This window comes from Rahnella sp. PAMC25617, from assembly GCF_050606005.1.
Lineage (GTDB): Bacteria > Pseudomonadota > Gammaproteobacteria > Enterobacterales > Enterobacteriaceae > Rahnella > Rahnella variigena.
Genome location: NZ_JBOCUM010000020.1, coordinates 1 through 21,102 on the forward strand (window position 1 = coordinate 1; position 21,102 = coordinate 21,102).

The following is a 21,102-nucleotide window of genomic DNA, read 5'->3' on the forward strand; positions in this document are numbered from 1 at the left end:
TTGTGGGGATTTAAGCGCGAATAAGATGATGACAGGCTACGATATTTTCCCTCAGCAAGTCGATCGGTATTAACGATCAGTTCTTACTTATTGATCTATCAAAACGATTATCTTTTGCCAGCCAGCTCTGGTTATCCTTGGCGTTCCTGAACGTGGATTAAAACTCTTATATTATTAGCGGCTCATTTTGAAGCCGGGATTTGTTACGCCGCGAAAATACCAAATGAAGAATAATGCGAATACGAGATGAAAATGAAAAGATGCACCCGATGCAATAAAAAAAGAAACTTCATCGAACGGTTATTTTCTCAGGATAAAGAGCTTTGCGAGGAATGCATTTACGATATTCAATCGGAAATCAGAGAAAGAAGAGAAATCCCGGTCAAAAGGAATGATGACGAATGACGCTCATTTCAGAAATTCAAACTGAACGGATTGATGTCAGCATCATCATTCCTGTCTATAACGCCGCAGAGACCATCGGTCACCTCATCAGCAAGATCCTTAGGGAAACCCGTGTCGTTATTGAACTCATTATCGTTAATGACGGTTCCACTGATGCTACCGGCAATCTTATCCGGGATGTCTGCGACAACCGGTTCATCCTCATTGAGCAGGAAAATCAGGGCGTCTATGCAGCACGCAATGCCGCTCTGGATATCCATCGCGGCGAATGGGTGATATTTCTTGATGCAGACGACGACGTTAAAGACGGATTCATTTATGAACGCTGGCAGGACGCGATAAACACTCAGGCCGATGTGATGATCTTCAATGCCTGGCGCACGGGGCCCTCTTCATCCAAAACGGCTGTGCATGTCAAACAGCCCTACGGAAAAAACCTATCCGGGCATGACTGGATACGCCACTGCGTGACGCATCGCGAATGGCCACACTATCTGTGGCTGCAGATCATCAGGTCATCTTATATCCGCCAGCATTCCCTCTCCTTTCAGTCCGGCAAAAGCCACAAAGATATTCTCTGGACCATTCACCTTGCAGCGGCCAATGGTCGATTCTGTTTATCCGACAGCAAAGATTACACTTATAAAGTAAATGCCGATTCCATCACGCATCGCAGCGATTATTTTGACGTCAGGGCACAAAGCTATATAGAGGTGATTGCGGAAATCATCCGGCTGGCCAGGCTGGAGCAGAACATAAGAATCAGGGTGTTTTTGTACCGGCATGCGCTGGTGGAGGCGCGGCATTTTTTGGGGTTGTTTAGAAATAATGTGGGGGACAAGATCGGGGTGAAGTCATGCTTCAGAGAAAGCATTTCAGCCGGTGATTTATTTAAAGGTATTAACAGCCTGAGTGATGTATTTTTCTTTATTAAGCTGTCAGGCAAACTTTTATAAATGAGATCCTGAAAGAAGCGATAAAGTAGGTCAGACACGAAACAAGTAAACAGACCAGTCATACTGGTCTGTTTGTTTCCAATCAATGCATTTTTTTATCACCTACAAAGATATGATGTTTCGAACGCGCGCGCGGATGAATGAAGAAATGTCCTTCAGGCGCTGAATCTGTAGTGATAGGTTCAAGTGTTAAATTACATGCCTTACCACGCTTATCATGCAATGCATAGATAATGAACGGAATCGACACCACTACCAGGAAGCTGACGATCAGCAGACCCGCGTAAAGGTGGTTCGCCTCCCCGCCCGGCAGACCAGAAGGCGGACAGAACGAGACCACAAAGGCAATCATTGAAATCAGTAAACCGACCATCGCAACGCTAAGTTTTACCGTTTTTCCACCAGGAATATTAAAGGTTCGCTTGTTTTTTGACTGCTTGCGCACCAGATTGATATATCCGAGGAAGAGCAGGAAATAGCTGCACAGATAAATAACAACGGTTAATGCCAGCGCAATCAGGAATGACATATTATTGCCGCCGCCTGTATTGGTCAGAACAATCAGAGCCACAGAAGTGATGATTAACTGGGAAATCACCAGAACGACGGGTACACCGTTCTTATTAATTTTGGCGAAACTCGCGGGCAATATGCCTTTTTGCGCCGTCACCAGCATTCCACGAGAAGGCCCGACAATCCAGGCAGCAATTTCAGCCAATACTCCCAACATCAACAATGCGGCAATAACACGGATAGCCCACTCAAAACCGCTGCCAAAGTGATTAATTAGCACGGTGAAAGTCTGCATCACACCTGCCGAAAGATTAATATCACTGTGAGGGATCACTGCAGCGATAGACAACCCGCCGATAGAACTCAGGAAGATGGCCGCAACCATTAACAACAGCATCGCGAGCGGATAGTCCCGACCCGGATTCTTCATTTCGTTGACATGGGTTGCAGAAGCTTCAACACCCATGTAACTCAGGATAAACGCCACGAATACCACTAAGGTACCCATCTGGGTAAAGTCCGGGAAGAAAGTCGACATGCTCATTTTGATAGCCACCGGCGCACCGGAATGCAAATAGCTAAGCGCCAAAACAACCAGAATTAGTGCAGGCAGCAGGATACCTGCAAAAAAACCGATTTTTGCAATACGTGCCGTATTCCTGGTGCCGCCGAACTGCGTTAAAGCCAGCCCCCAGAGGATCACCAGCGCCGCTACCGTTTTTACTATCGGATCGTTGTTTAGCTCCGGCCATTTGAGGATGTAAGAGAGCGCACCCAGCACAAAATAGAGCATGGGGATAAACCCAATCGCGATTTGCAAATAACCGAACGAAATAGCCGCAAATCCCCATTTTTCACCGAGCGTTTTAGAAACCCAGGTGAAAACGCCCCCCTCCTGCCACCCTTCCACCGTCGCCATTTCGGCCGCACAAAGACCGACGGGAATAAACCACAGCAGGCCGCCTAACAGCAGAAAGAAAATAAGGGAAAAACCCGAGGTTGCAAACGTGGGGTATTCATAAACGGCCATCACCATCGATGCCGTGATAGCAAAAAAGCCCAACAACGATAATTGTTTAGGTGCGGCGCTTTTTATTGTGCTCGCCATAACTGATCTCCTGAAGGAAGCGCAGAGTCTTCTCAGTAAGTTTTAATCTGAAATTTAGGGGGGACTGTCGGGTCACCCCGGAACAAGAGAAGTCACGCGTTTATGCGTGATTAAAGCCGCCCGTGCGTGATGCGCTGGAAGGCTGGCTGAGCGGGTGACTCATGAAGTCATTCAGCGCACGTTTCATATCTTCAATGAGCAGGCAGCCCAGGTCGTAGCTCACACCGTGACGGACCAGAATGCGCTGAATCACCAAATCTTCTCGGTGGGACGGCATGGAGTAAGCCGGCACCTGCCAGCCACGCACGCGCAGCTTCTCAGCCAGATCGTAGAGCGTGTAACCGCCAAGGTAAGCACCCTCTTTCAGCGTCCAGGCCAGTGCAGGGATACCTTTTTGGCTGTCGCCATCGAAAATGATCTCAAACGGCCCAAGCTTGCCGATTTCTGCCGCCAGATGCTGGGCTGTGGCGTAACAGGCATTATGGATTTTTGCGTACCCTTCTCGTCCCAGACGCAAGAAGTTGTAGTACTGCGCAACGATCTGACCGCCAGGGCGTGAAAAGTTAAGCGCAAAGGTCGGCATGTTTCCGCCCAGATAATTAACGTTGAAAATTAGCTCTTCAGGCAGATCTGACGACTCGCGCCATATCACCCAGCCAGCGCCAAGCGGAGCCAGACCAAATTTATGTCCTGATGCGTTGATGGATTTAACTCGTGGTAAACGGAAATCCCACTCCAGTTCCGGGGCACAGAATGGCGCCAGAAAACCGCCGCTGGCGCCGTCAATATGCATTGGGATGTCCTGCCCGGTCTGCAGCTGAAGTTTATCAAGAGCATCGCTTACTGCTTTCACCGGCTCGTACTGGCAGGTAAATGTCACGCCAAGCGTAGGGATCACACCGATAGTATTTTCATCCACACGCTTAAGTACCTCTTCCGGCGACATGATAAGACGATCGCCTTCCAATGGAATCTCACGCAGTTCAACGTCGAAATAGCGGGCAAATTTATGCCAGCAGATTTGAACCGGGCCACATATCAGATTTGGTTTGTCAGAAGGAAGCCCCTGCAGAGCGCGCTTCTTGCGCCACTGCCACTTCAGTGCCAACCCGCCAAGCATTGCCGCTTCTGAAGAACCAATGGTGGAACAACCCAGCGTGGTTGTCGGCATGGGGGAATTCCACAGGTCCGCCAGCATTCGCACGCAACGAGCTTCAATTTCAGCAGTTTGCGGATATTCATCTTTATCGATCATATTTTTATCGATGGACAAATCCATAAGTTCCCGGATTTCATCATCTACCCAGGTCTGACAAAACGTCGCAAGGTTCTGACGTGAATTACCATCAAGTAATAATTCATCACGAATCGCATTAAATATATTGCGAGGCTCACACTCTGCTATTGGAAAAACTGAAGTGGGTAATGATGATGCTAACTCTGCTGACGCATAAACGTCATCTTTATTCGATTGTGTAACTTTCATATGCTCGCTCACTTTATAAACCATTAGAAGTTTTCTTATTTAAAAATATAAGCAACGCCAATAAATGACCAAATCAAATATTGAACGGCGCCGGGGGAATTCGATAGCGTTTATGTCATGGAGACTATGACCTGACAGACGATAACCTGACAGACGATAAATAACACCGCGCCACAGTCAGTGACTTCTGTTACCTGTTTACAATTCAAATTCTGCAATAAATAAATTATAATCAATACGTTATTCCCCCGATAATAGACGCAATAAAAAACGCCTCACTTTATGGGAGTTAATTAATTTATAACTTTGGACAACCTTGTCATTTGCAGTTTCCAAAGTTGTTATTGGAAACACATCATCTGACTCCAGGAAAATGAACTCTTCATATGTAACCATCTTTGGCGGAACCGTATTTCCCGTAGCTATAGTTGAGCCCAGGGACTGCGGCAACATGAAAGAAGTGAGAGTTAAAAGTAAAATTTTTCTAACACGCATGATGCCTCTTGTCGGGTGAATACCGTAAAATAATATATTGATGCTGAGGGCAGCTTCATAACGACAGTTTCATAACGACAGCGGGTCCTCTTCTGAACTTGAATAACTGTTCCATATATCCAGCAAATATTCTTTTATTCTCACCTTCCGACTTAACTGCCTGCTATAGCAGATAATGTCATTGAGTGATCCCGCCACTTCTTTGGGAAACCTTTTTTGGTGTTGGGCATTTGTTAGCCAGCGACGTAAAAAAAGGTCTTCTTGTGCGGCATCCTGTGATGGATGTCTGTGATTGTTGATGTAAAGAGCTATCAGCGCGCACCAGGAAAGATGAGCTATTTTTTCATTGGTATTATTCATTTTTCTCTGCCTGATAAAGATAAAGATATAATAACTTTTTCAATAACGAATTTGTTGTGACAATCTATTCTTTGTTTTCATCAAAATACATAGGATAAACATCCCGTCATTATCATCTCAATCTCACATCTGTAATCCATACTAAACAGGGATGACAAGTGTAAGTCATATCTCTCACAATAAAGGTGGCGGTCCTATTACCATCATGCAATGTAAACCCTATTCTATAAATGTTTTCCAGAAACAACTTATTGAAAGGATATTATTATGAAAAACTTATTATTAGCCAGCATGATAGCTACCGTGATGACCGCGACTCCAGTTTGGGCATCAGAAAATACTGCCGATGCTAAAACGGAAACCACTTCAGTTAAAAAGGTTCAACGCGAAGCCGGAGAGGTATTGCACATGGCCGGACAGGGATTTGATGCGATGCGCGATATACAATTGGCCAGAGTCGCCATATTTCAGGGGCATACTGGAACAGCCGAAAACTTTATCGCTAACGCGACGACCTTGCTCTCTGATACCAGCACAGACTGGAGCAAGTTCACCAAGATGGATCATAAAGCGAAGATGATTAACGATCAGTATATTATCATTAATTCTAATTTTTCGATTTCAGAGAACTTCGTTGCCTCACCAGAAAAAGAGGCCGCCATTAAAAAGGCTAACGAGAAAATCTCTGAGGGCGATCCAAAAGGAGCCGTCGACACGCTGCGTTTAGCTGGCATGAGCGTGGTGCAAAATCAGTATCTGATGCCATTACAGCAAACACGCCATGCCGTTGCCGAGACCACCCATCTGCTCAACACTGGCAAATACTACGAAGCCAATCTGATGTTGAAAAGCGCAGAAGATGGAATTGTGGTGGAAAGCCAGCTTATAGATTTAACCAAATGATTTGAAATATCACTATTATTATCTGTCTGGCAGTTCTTGAATGTCTGCCGGACAAATAATGGTGATCTCTTCACTGACGTCCTGCAAAATGCTTCTGACTGATTTCAGCACTGACAGACAATATTCATTCGTCAACTCAATCTCATCCATGGCTTCAACAGGGACAAGAATTGTTTTAAGTTCTGCTATTTCGAGAAGCTGAGAAGCACCATGAAGGCGATGCATGGCCTGCCTGAACCTGCTGAAAGAGCCCACTGTGATTGCCTTCTCAGCTTCAGCCAGATCCTTCTTAGCTTCACGATAGAAAACCTGAATCAGCTCATTGAGCAGATCCTTTTGTCCGCCAGTGTTGCGATTAAGTACATCCACATTGAGATGAGAAATCGCAGGTGTAACCGGACGCCCCCGCGCAAGCTTATTGAGTTCATTGGTCAGAGTTCCCAGGGAAACGGGTTTAAAAAGACAGAGATTCATGCCGCTTTGCAAACATTTCTCTCGCATGTGCTCCTGAGCATTTGCCGTCAGTCCCCAAATTTGTAAAGTGGGATGGCTTTTTCGTATGTCTTTAGAAAGTGTAATTCCATCTTTGCCCGGCATATTAATGTCAGTAATCAACAAATCGAAATGCATTCTCCCTAGCATTTTCTCTGCCACATCCCCGTCACTGGCTTCATGCACCTCATAACCGATATTTTGTAATTGCCTCCTAAGCAGCAGGCGGTTAGCTGGATGGTCATCTGCTATCAGAATAGAGAGAGGGGCGAGAGCTAAAGGCTCACTTTGAGGTACTGAGGAAATGTCTGGCTGTGGCGCACATATTTCCACAGGTAAGTTGAGGGTAAGAGTCGTTCCGCTGCCGGGCTGGCTATCCATCGTGAGTGTGCCATGCATCAGCGAAACGAGCTCTTTGCATATCGCCAGCCCTAAGCCCGACCCGGTTTGCAAACGTCCGGACCTGGCCTGGGAGTAACGCGTAAAAAGTGTCGCCTGTTCGTCCTGGGAAATACCGCATCCGGTATCACTGACAAGGATCTGAATTCCGGTTTGATAGTCGCTAAACCTATGCTGATGCACACACACCTGAACCCAACCCTTATCAGTAAACTTCAAAGCATTACTGATGAGATTATTCACAATCTGCCTGAGTGCCTGAGGGTCAACGAGTATCTGTATATCATTGGGAAGAGTAATATGAACATTTAATGAAAGATTTTTTTTCTGTGTAATCCCCTCAAAAGAGCGGCATATTTCAAGAATCAGTTTATTAACATCGGTTCTTTGGTAGTGAATCTGATATTTACCTGACGCCACTTTATCAACATCAAGTATTTCGCCGATCAACCCTAACAATGATTGCGCTGTAGAATATACCTGTGAAATAGCTTCCCGATGCTGTTGATCATCGAGTTTATGACCGTCCAGTAATTCTAAGAAACCCACAATGGAGCTGACAGGAGTGCGCAATTCATGTGTCATCGTGGCGAGAAACTGACTTTTTGCTTCCGTTGCAAGAATCGCTTTATTTTTTTCCTCTTCAAGTGCGCTGGAAAGAGATTCTTTCAGCTGAAGCTGAATTTCCAACTGACGCTCGGACTCTTTACGTTTACGTACTTCACTTAACAGATAAATCCCCCAAATCAGGCTACTTATAATCAGTGTTCCGGCTAACGCGATAACGAGATAAAATTGCTTGCTGTATAGGTTCCAGGTTTCGATCTGAACTTTAGGCATCTTTGACCATTTTTCAGTCAACTGAAGGATCTCTCGCGGTGGAATCGACATAAGAGCTTTGTTTAAAATGGATTTCAGTTCAGGATCGCTTTTGGATAAGGCAAAACTGATTGGTGCAAGCGGCATATCTGAGAGGCGCATATAATTTAATGCATTAGGATAATAGTGATCGATGATATAGCGTGCTGATAATTGAGTTGTCACTGCTGCATCAACCTCACCTTTATTCACCATATTCATAGCAATGCTGGTGTTTTCTACTAAGATCCATTTTACCTGTGGGTACTTATCCCTGAGTTGACGGTCAATGGTAAAGTGAGAAGGTATTGCGACCTGAGTAATATCTTTGAGCGAAGTATCCACTGCTCGTTTTAGTTTCGTTACCAGGACAAAAGGGACTTTCATAAAAGGATCACTGAATGAAATATGATCTACCCTTTCACTGCTATAAGTGGCGGCGGGGATCAGATCCCACTCCCCTTTAAGCATTATCTTAATCATTTCAGCATTTGAATTAGTAAATACCGGTTCAAATTCCAGACCGGTTTGTATCTGGATAAGATTCAAGATATCACCCATAATGCCGCGAATTTCATTCTCGTGATTGGTGATTGTAAAAGGAGGATAGTATGGGTTGACAAGTACACGTATTTTTTTATGTTTTTTAAGCCAACTCTTCTCTCGGCCAGTTAATGAAATTGGCTTATTTAAAAATGAGAGGTTCCCTCTGTCTAGCCAGTTTTGTGTAATCTGAATATTTGTTTCATTTGATATTGCATGAATAAAGTTATTGATAGTTTCACAGAGTATGATTTGTTCAGAATTAAAAATAAAGTGATTATCCAGATCTGACTGAAGAAAGTAACGTATCACTGAGAGTGACTGAGGAAAAAACTTAGAAATATAATTACCGGTGGAGATGTTATCACCAATAAAGTAAGTATTTTCATTATCTGATACTGATGACATGGCGAGATAATCAGTATCATAATATTTAATCACTGCATTAGGGAAGTCAGCTTTGATACTCTCGGCAGGAGGGCATGATTCAGAGCATGCAATAGTGACCGTTTTATCTGTTGATAAAGGCTGCATCGCGTTTTTTAAGGATGTCACGAGCGTCGGATAGGTTCTGACTAAAGCCGAGCTATGCAGTAAATCATCCTCTTCATAGGCTTTACGCGTCAATGGGGTAAGCAGCATATCGACGTGGTTTTTTCTGAGTTCTTCAAGTGCTTCGGCCTCGCTGCTATACAGTGTAATAGTGATCTTAACACCCAGGCTCTTTTGCATTAACGCCAGATAATCAGCATTAATTCCTCTGTAATAATGGTCAACGCTATCGTAAACAACGGGTGAAATCTCAGGCGTCCATGTACCAATAACCAGACTCTGTTTACGGGCAATCAAGCGTATTTCATCCTTACTTAATTTGACCCTCTCAAAATTATTAATAAAACTATTTTTAATTTCAATATTCTTTACCGTGGCCGCATTTACAGGGAATAGCACAATTAAAAGTATAAACGAAAAAATCTTCATGAGTTTATCCAAGCTTATTTCTTTGCGCAAAACTAAAAAGATCCATCAAAGAATTACAGTTAAGCTTTTCTAACAAACGTCTTTTATAGGTACAAACTGTTTTATTGCTAATGTTCATTTTACTGGCGATACTGGTATAATCAGTACCGTTAATCATATATCTGAAAACTTTTACTTCCTGCATGGAAAGTGAATCCAGTTTGCCTTGTTCACTTGTTGTCTCGCCATAAAAACGACTCAGCGTGAAAGGGAAATAACTGTAACCATTATTGGCAGCTTCAATTGCAGACATAATATTATTAAGTCCTTCTTTTTTACTGACAAATCCATTTGCTCCTAATTCTGCACTGCGCTGTCCATAAAAGACTTCATTTTTAGCCGAAATGACGATAATAGCCCCTGAATAACGACGCTTACGTAATTGCTCCAGCACTTCGATACCGCTTAGTACAGGGATGTCGACATCAATGATAAGAAGATCGGGTTTTAGCGTTTCGACTTTATTGACGACGTTTCCCCCTTCATCCAGTTCTGCCAAAATGTCTATTCCATTTGCATTAAGCAAATTTCTTATCGCGATGAGTGCGATAGGGTGGTCGTCTACGATTATTGCCTTCATTATTAAATCATCATCCTTTGATTTAACAAAAATTAAACATCAATTCCTTCAAATTTCCTGTGTCCGAGAAAATATGAGAGATACATATAACGACACTTACAATTGAAATATGCGAGTCGTTAAATATTAATTAGTGAGGTTGCCACATGAAATACATTCTAACATTTATTACGGGAGTGAATATAAACGCAATATAAATGAGGGCATAGTTAAAGATGAGAGCTATACGCATTCAGCAATATATTGTTTTAATATTGTTAATTTTAGATTAATTATTTCAGCCATCGATTACATACGTAAGAAAAATTCTACAAAGAATACGAATCATTCTTCTATAAATACCATGCCTTTCTATTATCTAATAGTTCCAGAACGTGCAACTTAAACCCAAGTTATCAGGAAGTTAAACTCTTTACTGAGTTCTGCCTTTTTGTCATTGATGTCTGACAGCGTCGACATCAAGAAATAATTGTGGATATATCCGTGAAAATAGATTTTAAGAATAAAAAAATAGTCATCACTAGCATTATTATTATGATTATAACAATTTCCCTCGTGACCTTAGCATATAGATATCTCTTACTGGGAAACGTGCAAACCACGGATGATGCTTATGTAGCAGGAAACATAAATCCGGTATCAGCGCTCATTAATGGAAGTGTCATTACGGTTAACCATACTGACACCGAATTTGTAAAGGAAGGTGATGTGCTGGCGGTTCTTGATGATACCGATGCACAACTCGCTTATAAAAAATCTAAACATAACCTGGCGTATGTTGTCAGGCAAACACAACAGCTTGCCTTTCAGAATGACCAGCTTGAAGCAGATGTCAGGCAGGCAAAAATTGCGTACAGCCAGGCGGTAACTGATTACGAGCGTCAAAACGGACTGAGCCGTGATGCATTGATTGCCAGAATGGCGCTTGAACATTATCGAAATAAGGTGTCCTCCCAAAAAGCAGCATTAGATGCAGCCATTCAGCAATATAAAGCCAGCAAAGCATTGTTGCTTGATACGCCCATTAATGAACAACCGCAGGTTCTGCAGGCCGCAGATGCCGTTCGAGAGGCATGGATCACTTTGCAACGTACGGTGATCCGCAGCCCGGTGACAGGGTATATCGCAGAAAGAAATGTGCAGGTTGGTCAGACTGTTTCTGCCGGGCAAACGTTGATGTCAGTCATTCCTGTTGAACAAATGTGGGTTAATGCAAACTTCAAAGAAACCCAGCTTAGCGGCGTTTCTTTAGGCCAGAAAGTGACCATTATCAGTGATATTTACGGAGATGACGTCCCATATGAAGGACATGTCACCGGGATAAATATGGGAACTGGAGGTAGTTTCTCCCTCCTGCCTGCGCAAAATGCCACAGGTAACTGGATTAAAGTCGTTCAGCGCGTACCAGTGCGGGTCGCACTCAATCCAGCGCAACTGCTTGAACATCCCTTGCGAATTGGTCTCTCCACGACGGCGAAGCTCTATTCCAGCGGTCAAAATGAGGTGGGTAATGAAACACTTTCAAAACATGTTATTTCAACCCCCGCCTTAAGCAGTAGGGCGCTTGTGGTCGAAACACGGGGAATTGAAAGTGTGATCACCGGGATTATTGCGCGAAACGGGGCACAATAATGGCGTGTTCATCATCAGTACTCCCGCCGCTGAAAGGCAGCACCCTAATTTTTGTCACTATTGCGCTGGCAATGGCGACTTTTATGCAAATGCTCGACTCAACAATAACGAATGTGGCGATCCAAACGATTTCCGGGTCATTGGGCGCTTCTTCCGATGAAGGAACCTGGGTTATTACATCTTTTGGTGTGGCGAATGCTATTTCGATTCCTGTCACGGGGCGACTTTCGTTGCGTTTAGGAGAACGACGTCTTTTTTTAATGTCTGTCACACTCTTTTTCATGACATCGTTTTGTTGCGGAGTGGCCTCCAGTCTCGATATGCTGATTTTCTTTCGTATCATTCAGGGATTAGTCGCAGGCCCCCTCATTCCGTTATCTCAAAGCCTGCTCCTGCGCAATTATCCCCCGGAGAAACGCACCTACGCTTTAGCTATCTGGTCTATGACCGTTATCATCGCCCCGATTTTTGGCCCTATTCTCGGCGGCTATATTTGCGATAATTACCATTGGGGATGGATCTTTTTTATTAATGTCCCTATGGGTATCGCGGTAGTTTTAGTTTGTTCTTTCTTACTGAAGGGCCGGGAAACTGCCACTCAGCCAGTGAAACTCAATCTGATCGGACTAAGCCTGCTGGTATTGGGAGTGGGGTCTCTGCAAATAATGCTGGATAAAGGCAAAGACCTTGACTGGTTTAGCTCCTCCACGATTGTGACGCTCACAATAATTTGCGTTGTGACTTTGCCCTTATTCGTGCTCCATGAAATAAAAGATAAAAACCCCCTGGTTGACTTAAGTCTTTTCAAATCCCTGAATTTTAGCATCGCGATTTTGTGTATTGTTTGCGCCTATCTTATCTATTCCGGTGCTATTGTTTTGATGCCTCAACTTTTACAGAGTGTATATGGCTATACTTCAGTTTGGGCTGGTTTAGCTTACGCACCGATAGGCATAATGCCACTGATCATCGCTCCACTCATTGGTCGCTACAATAAGAACATAGACATGAGGCTGCTGGTTACATTCAGCTTTACGGTCTATTTCATATGCTATCATTGGCGTTCTGTTACTTTCACGCCGACGATCGATTTTACGTCAATTATTTGGCCGCAGTTGATACAAGGGTTTGCGGTTGCGTGCTTCTTTCTGCCTTTAACAACGATATCTTTAGCAGGACTTTCTTACGATAAATTGGCCAGTGCTACAAGCCTGAGTAATTTCTTGCGCACTCTGTCAGGTTCTGTAGGGACATCTTTGACGATGACGTTATGGAGCCGGAGAGAATCGGTGCATCACGCCCAGTTAACAGAAAACATTAATTCTGCCAATCCTGTTTTTGAGCATTATATCAGCAATTTAAAAACGGCAGGATTAAGCACTTCTCAGGCGCTGGAATACATTAATCAGACCATTACTCAGCAATCACTGCTGATTTCTGCGAATGAAATATTCTCTGTTTCGTCTTATGTTTTTCTTACACTCACTTTATTGGTTTGGTTTGCTAAACCTTATAAAAAATAAGAGGAAGATACTGATGGGCATGAAACGAGTGTTTGATCTATATTTAGCGTTAATAAATCCAGTCTGATTAAATGTCAACGTCCCCTGCCCGTCTGTACATTTCTATATTTAGATTATTATTTCTATGGTGGTTTACAGCTTCGGGCACTCTAAACCTTGTGATAACAGAATAGCGATTACATCTGTCTGCCACTTTCCCTACCCCTGGCTCTGTGTAAATACAGATATAACCGCGACTGGTTTCTCAGTTAACGGGATAGTTCACAGAAACGTAAATAACATCCCTCTCCCCTGAGTTGGTTATTTTGAAGTTGCGAATGATTTTTTGACGTGAAAAATCGGCAAGTTTCAAATTTTACTATCATTCGGACATATTACATTTATGTGACAGCAGCCTGAGTCCTACCAAACCTCCGATTATGTGCCTGAACTACCAGTCTTCGCTTTGGGAAAACTGCCTCAGATGACAGTTCTCATCCTCACGGGCTTTAGCATTTATAAAATCAGCGATTTCCATCCTCTGGATACAGTCAATCAGTTGTAAAAGGTGGCTTTAGCAGTTCCATAGATATGATTTCGGTCAGCATGTGGATGATATCACACCCAACTCATAGCTTCATAAAGGTGATAAGGCAGTATTGAGGGGGAAAAAAAGATGCCAAAAAGTTATTTATAAATGTTTTTGACAATTAATTTCTGACGTTTTATGAGCTGGGACAGGTTGTTATAACTAATTATATAACTAAAGAAACTATGAAAAATGCGATTACTCCTAACCGCAGGATGTTTACTGTACGAAAAATTATTGATCTGAATATATTTTTAAAATCCAAATCAAGGAAAATCTTAATTTGCCAAAGATGATATTTTTAGGATTATACCCACAAATATCATCAGTGAAGGATGACAGGGGAATTAATACCAACTTGATTCTGGAGAATTGATACCCTTAAACTTGCTCCGCTTCCCGGTATGTCTGAAATACTTTTCTGCCGGGGTTAGCGTTCTCAACACTTAACATTGGTAATTACAGCAAGGAAGATTTTATGAAAATGAAGAATGTGTTACTACCTGCTTTTGCTTTCGGTTTTTTAATTTCAGCATCAGCTGCTTATGCTGAGGGTGAAGTTGATCCGGTTACAACAACTGGCGGCCAGGTAACTTTTAATGGAGAAATTACTAAAGGCGCATGTTCTGTTGCCAGTGATGACACAAATAAAATTGTTAATCTGGATACTGTGAGATCAAGCGTATTTACTGCTAAAGACCAGGTAGCTAATGCACGTAAACCATTCACCATTTCCTTGCAGGATTGCGACACGACGACATATAAAAATGTCAGCGTAAGTTTCACAGGACAAGCTGATGCGACTTCACCTAACCTTCTGGCAAATAATGCAGGCGCTGGCGCTGCAACAAATGTCGGGTTGCAGATTTATGGGCCAAATAATGAAGCCTTAGCTCTAGGTACTGGACAAACCGCACCAGTAGCATTGAACGAAGGCGCTACATCGACTATTAATTTTGCAGCGGACTATGTTTCCACTGCAGCCGTAGTCGGTGCTGGCAAAGTTCAGTCCGTAGCAAATTTCATGCTTACCTATAACTAAATAATAATATTAGCTGGTACTCGAGACCAGCTAATAATTTAATAATCCCAGGGGAAAACCTTGAAATTTAATTTATTAATTTTACTCATTTTAACTTTTATTATTCCCTCTGCTTTCGCCGAAGGGGTCTCGTTAGGGGCTACTCGTTTAATATACCCGGCAGATAAAAGTCAAACTGCGATAAAAATATTTAATAACGATAAGAAAAATAATTTCCTCGTCCAATCCTGGGTTACCGATAAGCAGGGAAATAAAGTCGATGACTTTATCGTAACTCCACCACTATTTGTGTTAAATGCAAATACTGACAGCGTATTACGTATTGTTTATGCTGGTGATAAAAATAAATTACCCAATGACAGAGAGGAACTTTTTTATTTCAATGCTAAAGTGATCCCATCTTTAAGTAAAGAGGAACAAGAGCTTAATAACTCGCTATTGGTTTCAATTACAACAAAAATAAAATTATTCATAAGGCCAAATGATTTGAATAGCGAAGCGAGCGATGCTGCAAAAACGCTCGCTTGCCAGCTCAACGGTAAAACATTACAAATTAAAAACACATCACCATACTACGTAAATATGGTCAATGTTAGCATCAATAACAAAGAAGTTTCTAAGGCGGAAACCATTGCCCCATTTGGCAATGTAAGCATTGCTATAAAATCATCAGGATCAGAAATAAAATATAGTTTCATCAACGATTATGGAGTGCAAGTCAATAATAATACTTGCAAGTTATAGTCTTAATTTTAAAAAATAAACGATTGGATCTAGAAATGTATTCCTTAAGATTTATTACATTTGCTTTGCTTTTTGTACGCATAGCTCAGGTACATGCTGAGGATTATTTCAATCCATTGTTCTTAGGTAGTGATGTAGCTTCTCTGCATGATTTATCATTTATATCTAAAAATAATAACGTTACACCTGGCGTTTATTATTTTGATGTTTATGTAGGCGACAAATTCATCAAGAACAGTAAAATTCGTTTTGTCGAAGTGAATTCGAAGGAAAAAAAAGTTGAACCGTGCTTCACATCTGAGTTAGTTGACCTTATGCCATTTAACGATAGTCTAAAAAAGAAATTGCGAGCTATTGGAGATAATAGTAAATGCATAGACTTACAAAAAAATGTTAGTGGCTCATCGTATCAGGTCGAGATGTCGAAGCTGCTTCTGAGAATATCTATACCTCAAATATATCTTGATGCCACACGCTCTAGCCTGGCTGATGTAAGAGACTGGGATGATGGTATTCCCGTATTTATTAGTAATTATGACTTTACCGGGAGTAACTCAAAAAACACAAATAACTCCAATTTTTCATCGTCTTATTTTAGCTTTAATAATAAGCTGAACTACGGAGCATGGCGTTTTAATGGTAATATCTACTGGAATCAGAGTCATTACGGTGTAAGTCATCACAATGAAAAAAAGATAAATAACGTCTTTGCGAGCAGAGCTATTCAGGGGCTTAAAAGCAATCTAATCATAGGTCAAAATTCATTAGGATCTAATTTATTTGATTCACTTACCTATACTGGTGTTACACTGGCTACATCTGAAGAAATGCGTCCGGAAAGTGAAAGAGGGTATTCACCTCCGATTAAAGGTATAGCAGATAGCCGCTCTAAGTTAACAATTAGACAAAATGGTGTAATTGTATACCAAACTTATGTTGATGCAGGCCCCTACGATATTAAGGATTTGAACCCGGTAGGTAGCAGTGGTGATTATCAGGTAGAACTCATTGCTGCAGACGGTACTGTTAAAAATTTTATAATTCCCTACTCTACATTGCCTAATTTGTTAAAAACGGGACTATATAATTATTCTGCTACAGCAGGCGAACTTGATCTCCAGGCTGCCAGGAAAGCATCATTTTTTCAAGGTTCTGCTTCATTTGGCTTGCCGCATGAAACTACAATTTATGGTGGCACTCAGTTATCAGGAAATTATCGATCCTTAGGACTCGGTTTAGCAAAAGATTTAGGTGGGATTGGTGCGCTATCATTTGATGCCATCAATTCGTATTACACTGAGGATGCGCATGACAAAGAAGTTGGACAATCCTATAGAGTGTTGTACTCAAAATCTTTCCAGGATATTGGAACAAATATACAGATAACCGGCTATAGATATTCAACATCTAATTATTACTCACTTAATGAAGCGGTTCAAAAAAATAACAACCAGTATATTGACCCGCTTACTGGAGAGTCAGTGAACTATAATTATTCCGGTGCAAGGAAAGCTTCATATCAGTGGAATATATCCCAAAATCTAAACAATTTTGGGCAGTTATCTCTATGGGGTAATACTACGGATTATTGGAACGGCGGTACATCGAAAAACATTCAAGCAGGTTGGAATAAAACCTTTAACAAACTCAATAACATGATGCTGTCCTTAAGTTTTAATAAATATGAGTACAATAAAACAAAAAATAATTTGTTTTTTGTATCTTTTACCATACCCCTTTCCGGTCGCGGGCGGAACAACATTGCATATATTTCCAATAGCTATACTTATAACAAACAGGATGGGACATACAATAATAATACAAGCTTGTATGGTACTGCGTTAGACAATAGAATGGATTATAATATAAATCAAAGTATTAACAGAGAACATGATAACAATACAACATATCTTTCCGCTAATTATAGGTCTGATTATGCGAGATTTAAATCAGGTTTAACATTCTCCCCTGTAACAAAACAAGCAGATTACGGAGTTAGCGGTTCTATTTTAGCACATGAAAATGGTATTGTTTTCTCTCAACAAGCGAATGACACTGCGATCCTGGTTGAAGCTGCTGGTGCTAGCGGAGCAAGAATTAACCGGGCAGGAGAAAACATTACTATAGATAAGCATGGGTATGCTCTTATCCCCTATGCATCGCCATATCATTATAATGATGTTGAATTGGATCCTTTAACATTTGGTGATGACTTTGATGTAGAAGGCAGAGTTATCAAAGTGGCGCCAACGCGAGGCGCTGTCTCGAAAGTAGTTTTTGATGTTAAAAGAGGCTATAACTTCTTAGTTTCGGTTAAATATAAAAACAAACCTATACGATTTGGAACAATCGTGAGCGAAGAAGGAAATAACTCATTCGCTATTGCCAATGATGATGGAACAGTATATCTGACTGGAGTCAGTAACAATGCCACCTATAAAGTAAAATGGGATGATGAGGACACTTGTAAATTTGTAATACATTATGACGAGAATTTTAAATCCAGAACAATAAATAGAACTCAGGTCGAATGTCATTGAGGAGAATGTGCATTGAAACTTAAATTTTTCCAGTATATGTTCTTGTTTGTTCTGATCAACGCTATACACCTACGCAGTTACGCTGCTGATGTGATGGTGAGTATCAATGGCGCCTTGAGAGATCAAAATTGTAATGTAAATAGTGAAGACCTCACCAAGAATGTTGTTTTTTCTGACTTGAATACATCTGCCTTCAAAGCGCCAGGGAATGTGAGTAATAAGGAAGAGATAGACATTGGTTTAGACTGCCTGGGTACTTCGAGCAACATTTCTTACCAATTTACAGGTGAGGCCAATGAACTGGATCCGACGTTGCTAAAGATTAAGGGCCAGCCAAATATGTCGGAACCTCTTGCGCAAGGGCTTGCTATTGAAATATTAGATGATAAAGGTAACCGAATTCCTTTGAATACCAAGTTAGCCCTGGGTTCACCTGTAACGACCGAAAAATATAATTTAAAATTCTTCTTGCAATACAGAGCGGTCGCAGTCCCTGTTGCAGCTGGTGACGCGTCATCAGTACTTTTCCTGGATATGTATTATGATTAAACAATTTTTAATTTGTCTGGGTTTTATTTTTACCTGTTTTCCAGGTAGTGCTGAGCAGATAACTATAAATATCAGTGCAAAGTTGAGCTCATCAACTTGCTCTCTTTCTTCCGGGAGCGATAACTCCGTTGTTAACATGACGACTGGACTCTTAAATGGTAAGAATTTAGGAGTCCCTTTTGGTCTCACACCATTTAATATAATAATTGAAAATTGTCCTTTAGAAATTAACACAGTCAACGTGAGATTTACTGGAGCTAGCGATGAGAAAATGCCTAATTTGCTTCAGATTAATTCTGGTGCAGAGGGTGAAGCAAATGGTGTAGCCATTGGATTATATGACATGAATATAACTAACCTGGACATCAGGAATAATTTTAGTAGCTTTAATTTAACTCATTCATCGTATATAAATAAACTAAGTTTCTACGCTGCCTATGTTAAAACATCTGGCGAAATGTCTCCCGGAAAAGTCACGGGCGTCACATCATTTGAAATCTCCTATGACTAGAATAGTTTTTATCTTAATATTGTCTCTGATTATATTGAGTGCGGACTCTCTGGCAGGTGTTTCTGTCGTCGGAACCCGTTTTATAATTACTCAAAATACCAAAAGTTTGCCTATAAAAATCATCAATGACAATGAAAATGATTATTTAGTCAAAACCAATATTTCTGGAAACGATGAAGGTCACTTTGTCGTAACCCCTCCTTTATTTTTACTTGCTAAGAATACATCTAATATACAGATGCTGATCCCAGATAAAATAGAAAATATTAAAGCCGACCAACTATATTCACTGACTATTGCATTTATACCCAACTCAAAGAAAATGAAGGATTTCAGTACAATATCATTGGCACTGAGGTCACATTTTAATTTGATTTACAGACATGATAATCTCTCAAAATTTGATCCTGCGCTCCTTGCCTTGGTAAAGGAAGGTAATGACATATTTTGGTTAAGAAATCATTCCAATTTCGTTTTGACTATCAATATAAAATATCCGAGCACTGAGAAATTAGATAGCAGAATAACTTTAATTCCTGAAGGGAAAGTCAATGTAAGTAAATTTTGCAAATTGAAGAAATGTAATTTTTGGGTTTTTGTAGTCGACGATGATGACTCAATACTTAAAAAAATACATATGAATAATTTTAATAGCTGATTATAAGGATGAATCATGAACAAAAGCACTTACTTGTTCCCTTTTTTTATAGTATTAACCTTAATTTGTTTTCCTAAAGAAGGTCTTGCTGTAGTTGAGTCTTATTACTCGAGGAATTATACTTCTGGGGACATTGTTATTAATAATGCTGCGGATAGCATGGCATTTGCTACTGTCTTAGCTGGTTCGGGGATAGGCAGGCAGGTAAAAATATGTTCGAACAATACAATTAATTATAGCCTCAGAAGGGTTGATTACGTTCCAGTTGCAAGCTATTTAGGTCAGACTTATTCAAGTGCAGGTTCTAGTGTTATGTATTTGTTTGATACTGGCGCACCGGGGTTTGCACTAATTCCCTTTTATAATGTGTCATCTAATGCAGCGATGATAACTTACGGACAAACAGTCAGAACTACTGTCTGGAGTGGTAATTATGATAATGGTGCACGCGTTTATAATGGAATACCTACTACTTATGGTTCGTATATTTGGAAAGGTTCAGACCGCCCTAATGATGGCTATACCTTAATTCCGGGGCAAGAAATGTTCCGTTTCGAATGTTACGATGAAACAAATACCCTCCAGGAAATTATTCATATTAGTACAGGTAGCGCAAATGTAAGAGCTTCAATTAGAACTTGTACCCCAAATGTCGTGACAGCTTCTGTTGACATGGGGGCTGTGGCCATGTCTTCTTTACTCAATTCGGCTGCATCACAATTAATAAATACTCAGCAGGTAACATTCTCGCTTGTTTGCGATCCAAGCATCGCACTGTATTACTCAGTTTCAGATTTAAATAATCCTGCTAATCGAAGCACTATCACCTCCTTAACCTCTGATTCAACAGCTTCGGGTATAGGTTTCACATTAACGAATTCTTCCGGAACCCAGCTTTCTTTCGGTCCTGATGGCTCAGCAAAAGATATCCCCGGCCAGACTAAGTATTTTATTGGCAACAGCGGCGGTGTTGTGGGTTCTGACAAAAACCTTCCGATGGCACTTACTTTAGGATTTAGTTACGTCCGTGATACATCCAAAGACTTAAAGAGTGGTACTGCAAAATCATTGATAGGCATTACTTATTCCTATCAATAACCTAGCAACATTATGTATCGATTCTCTGCAAATACGGTAAAAAGAGCCTGAGCGCGTGGTTGTCAGCATCCCAGCCACTTCTGTCCACTGCTGCCCAATGCTGATCCTTTCCCACACAT

16 protein-coding genes are annotated in these 21,102 nt (G+C 41.3%); 11 read left to right on the forward strand and 5 right to left on the reverse strand.

Annotation, left to right across the window (positions count from 1 at the left end; genetic code table 11):
• Positions 1-401 precede the first annotated feature (401 nt).
• Entirely contained in the window at positions 402-1,361 is a 960-nt protein-coding gene (locus tag ACM615_RS22435; RefSeq protein WP_113876276.1) for a glycosyltransferase, read from the forward strand.
• Between the two features lie 82 nt (positions 1,362-1,443).
• Here ACM615_RS22435 and gadC read toward each other — a convergent pair whose 3' ends face one another.
• From gadC to ACM615_RS22450, 3 genes are all read right to left on the reverse strand, one after another.
• The gene (gene gadC, locus ACM615_RS22440) at positions 1,444-2,982 is read right to left on the reverse strand and encodes a glutamate:gamma-aminobutyrate antiporter (protein WP_113876275.1); all 1,539 of its coding nucleotides are present in this window, start codon (positions 2,980-2,982) and stop codon (positions 1,444-1,446) included.
• A gap of 100 nt (positions 2,983-3,082) precedes the next feature.
• Positions 3,083-4,468: a glutamate decarboxylase gene (locus tag ACM615_RS22445; protein ID WP_129639660.1), complete on the reverse strand. Its 1,386-nt coding sequence runs from the start codon at positions 4,466-4,468 to the stop codon at positions 3,083-3,085.
• 564 nt (positions 4,469-5,032) lie between these two features.
• Entirely contained in the window at positions 5,033-5,323 is a 291-nt protein-coding gene (locus ACM615_RS22450) for a DUF2913 family protein (protein WP_129639659.1), read from the reverse strand.
• Between the two features lie 267 nt (positions 5,324-5,590).
• Here ACM615_RS22450 and ACM615_RS22455 point away from each other — a divergent pair, with 267 nt between their 5' ends.
• Positions 5,591-6,226: a YfdX family protein gene (locus ACM615_RS22455; protein WP_113876273.1), complete on the forward strand. Its 636-nt coding sequence runs from the start codon at positions 5,591-5,593 to the stop codon at positions 6,224-6,226.
• 18 nt (positions 6,227-6,244) lie between these two features.
• On the opposite strand, the gene ACM615_RS22460 is transcribed toward ACM615_RS22455, so the two are convergent.
• On the reverse strand, positions 6,245-9,511 hold the full coding sequence (locus tag ACM615_RS22460) for a response regulator (RefSeq protein ID WP_159281385.1): 3,267 nt from the start codon (positions 9,509-9,511) through the stop codon (positions 6,245-6,247).
• The gene (gene evgA / locus ACM615_RS22465) at positions 9,504-10,118 is read right to left on the reverse strand and encodes an acid-sensing system DNA-binding response regulator EvgA (protein ID WP_112289462.1); all 615 of its coding nucleotides are present in this window, start codon (positions 10,116-10,118) and stop codon (positions 9,504-9,506) included. Before evgA ends, ACM615_RS22460 begins: the two co-directional genes overlap by 8 nt.
• Before the next feature lie 534 nt (positions 10,119-10,652).
• On the opposite strand from evgA, the gene ACM615_RS22470 reads away from it, so the two are divergent.
• From ACM615_RS22470 to ACM615_RS22510, 9 genes are all read left to right on the forward strand, one after another.
• A complete protein-coding gene (locus tag ACM615_RS22470) occupies positions 10,653-11,750 on the forward strand; it encodes an HlyD family efflux transporter periplasmic adaptor subunit (protein ID WP_431012564.1) in 1,098 nt (365 codons plus the stop codon).
• Positions 11,750-13,273 carry a DHA2 family efflux MFS transporter permease subunit gene (locus ACM615_RS22475; protein WP_112289461.1) on the forward strand — a complete coding sequence of 508 codons (1,524 nt, stop codon included), beginning with the start codon at positions 11,750-11,752 and terminating at the stop codon, positions 13,271-13,273. Before ACM615_RS22470 ends, ACM615_RS22475 begins: the two co-directional genes overlap by 1 nt.
• A 1,046-nt stretch (positions 13,274-14,319) precedes the next feature.
• A complete protein-coding gene (locus ACM615_RS22480; protein ID WP_113876269.1) occupies positions 14,320-14,883 on the forward strand; it encodes a fimbrial protein in 564 nt (187 codons plus the stop codon).
• A gap of 60 nt (positions 14,884-14,943) precedes the next feature.
• Entirely contained in the window at positions 14,944-15,627 is a 684-nt protein-coding gene (locus ACM615_RS22485) for a fimbrial biogenesis chaperone (protein WP_113876268.1), read from the forward strand.
• A gap of 35 nt (positions 15,628-15,662) precedes the next feature.
• Positions 15,663-18,167, forward strand: coding sequence for a fimbria/pilus outer membrane usher protein (locus ACM615_RS22490; protein ID WP_120349700.1), 2,505 nt, complete (start codon positions 15,663-15,665; stop codon positions 18,165-18,167).
• A gap of 12 nt (positions 18,168-18,179) precedes the next feature.
• Positions 18,180-18,716, forward strand: a complete 537-nt coding sequence (locus ACM615_RS22495) for a fimbrial protein (protein WP_431012560.1) — start codon at positions 18,180-18,182, stop codon at positions 18,714-18,716.
• Positions 18,709-19,227 carry a fimbrial protein gene (locus ACM615_RS22500; RefSeq protein WP_431012561.1) on the forward strand — a complete coding sequence of 173 codons (519 nt, stop codon included), beginning with the start codon at positions 18,709-18,711 and terminating at the stop codon, positions 19,225-19,227. Before ACM615_RS22495 ends, ACM615_RS22500 begins: the two co-directional genes overlap by 8 nt.
• Entirely contained in the window at positions 19,220-19,885 is a 666-nt protein-coding gene (locus ACM615_RS22505; RefSeq protein WP_431012562.1) for a fimbrial biogenesis chaperone, read from the forward strand. The genes ACM615_RS22500 and ACM615_RS22505 overlap by 8 nt, the downstream gene beginning before the upstream one ends.
• 15 nt (positions 19,886-19,900) lie before the next feature.
• The gene (locus ACM615_RS22510) at positions 19,901-20,983 is read left to right on the forward strand and encodes a fimbrial protein (protein WP_147243259.1); all 1,083 of its coding nucleotides are present in this window, start codon (positions 19,901-19,903) and stop codon (positions 20,981-20,983) included.
• The last annotated feature ends 119 nt before the right edge of the window (positions 20,984-21,102 follow it).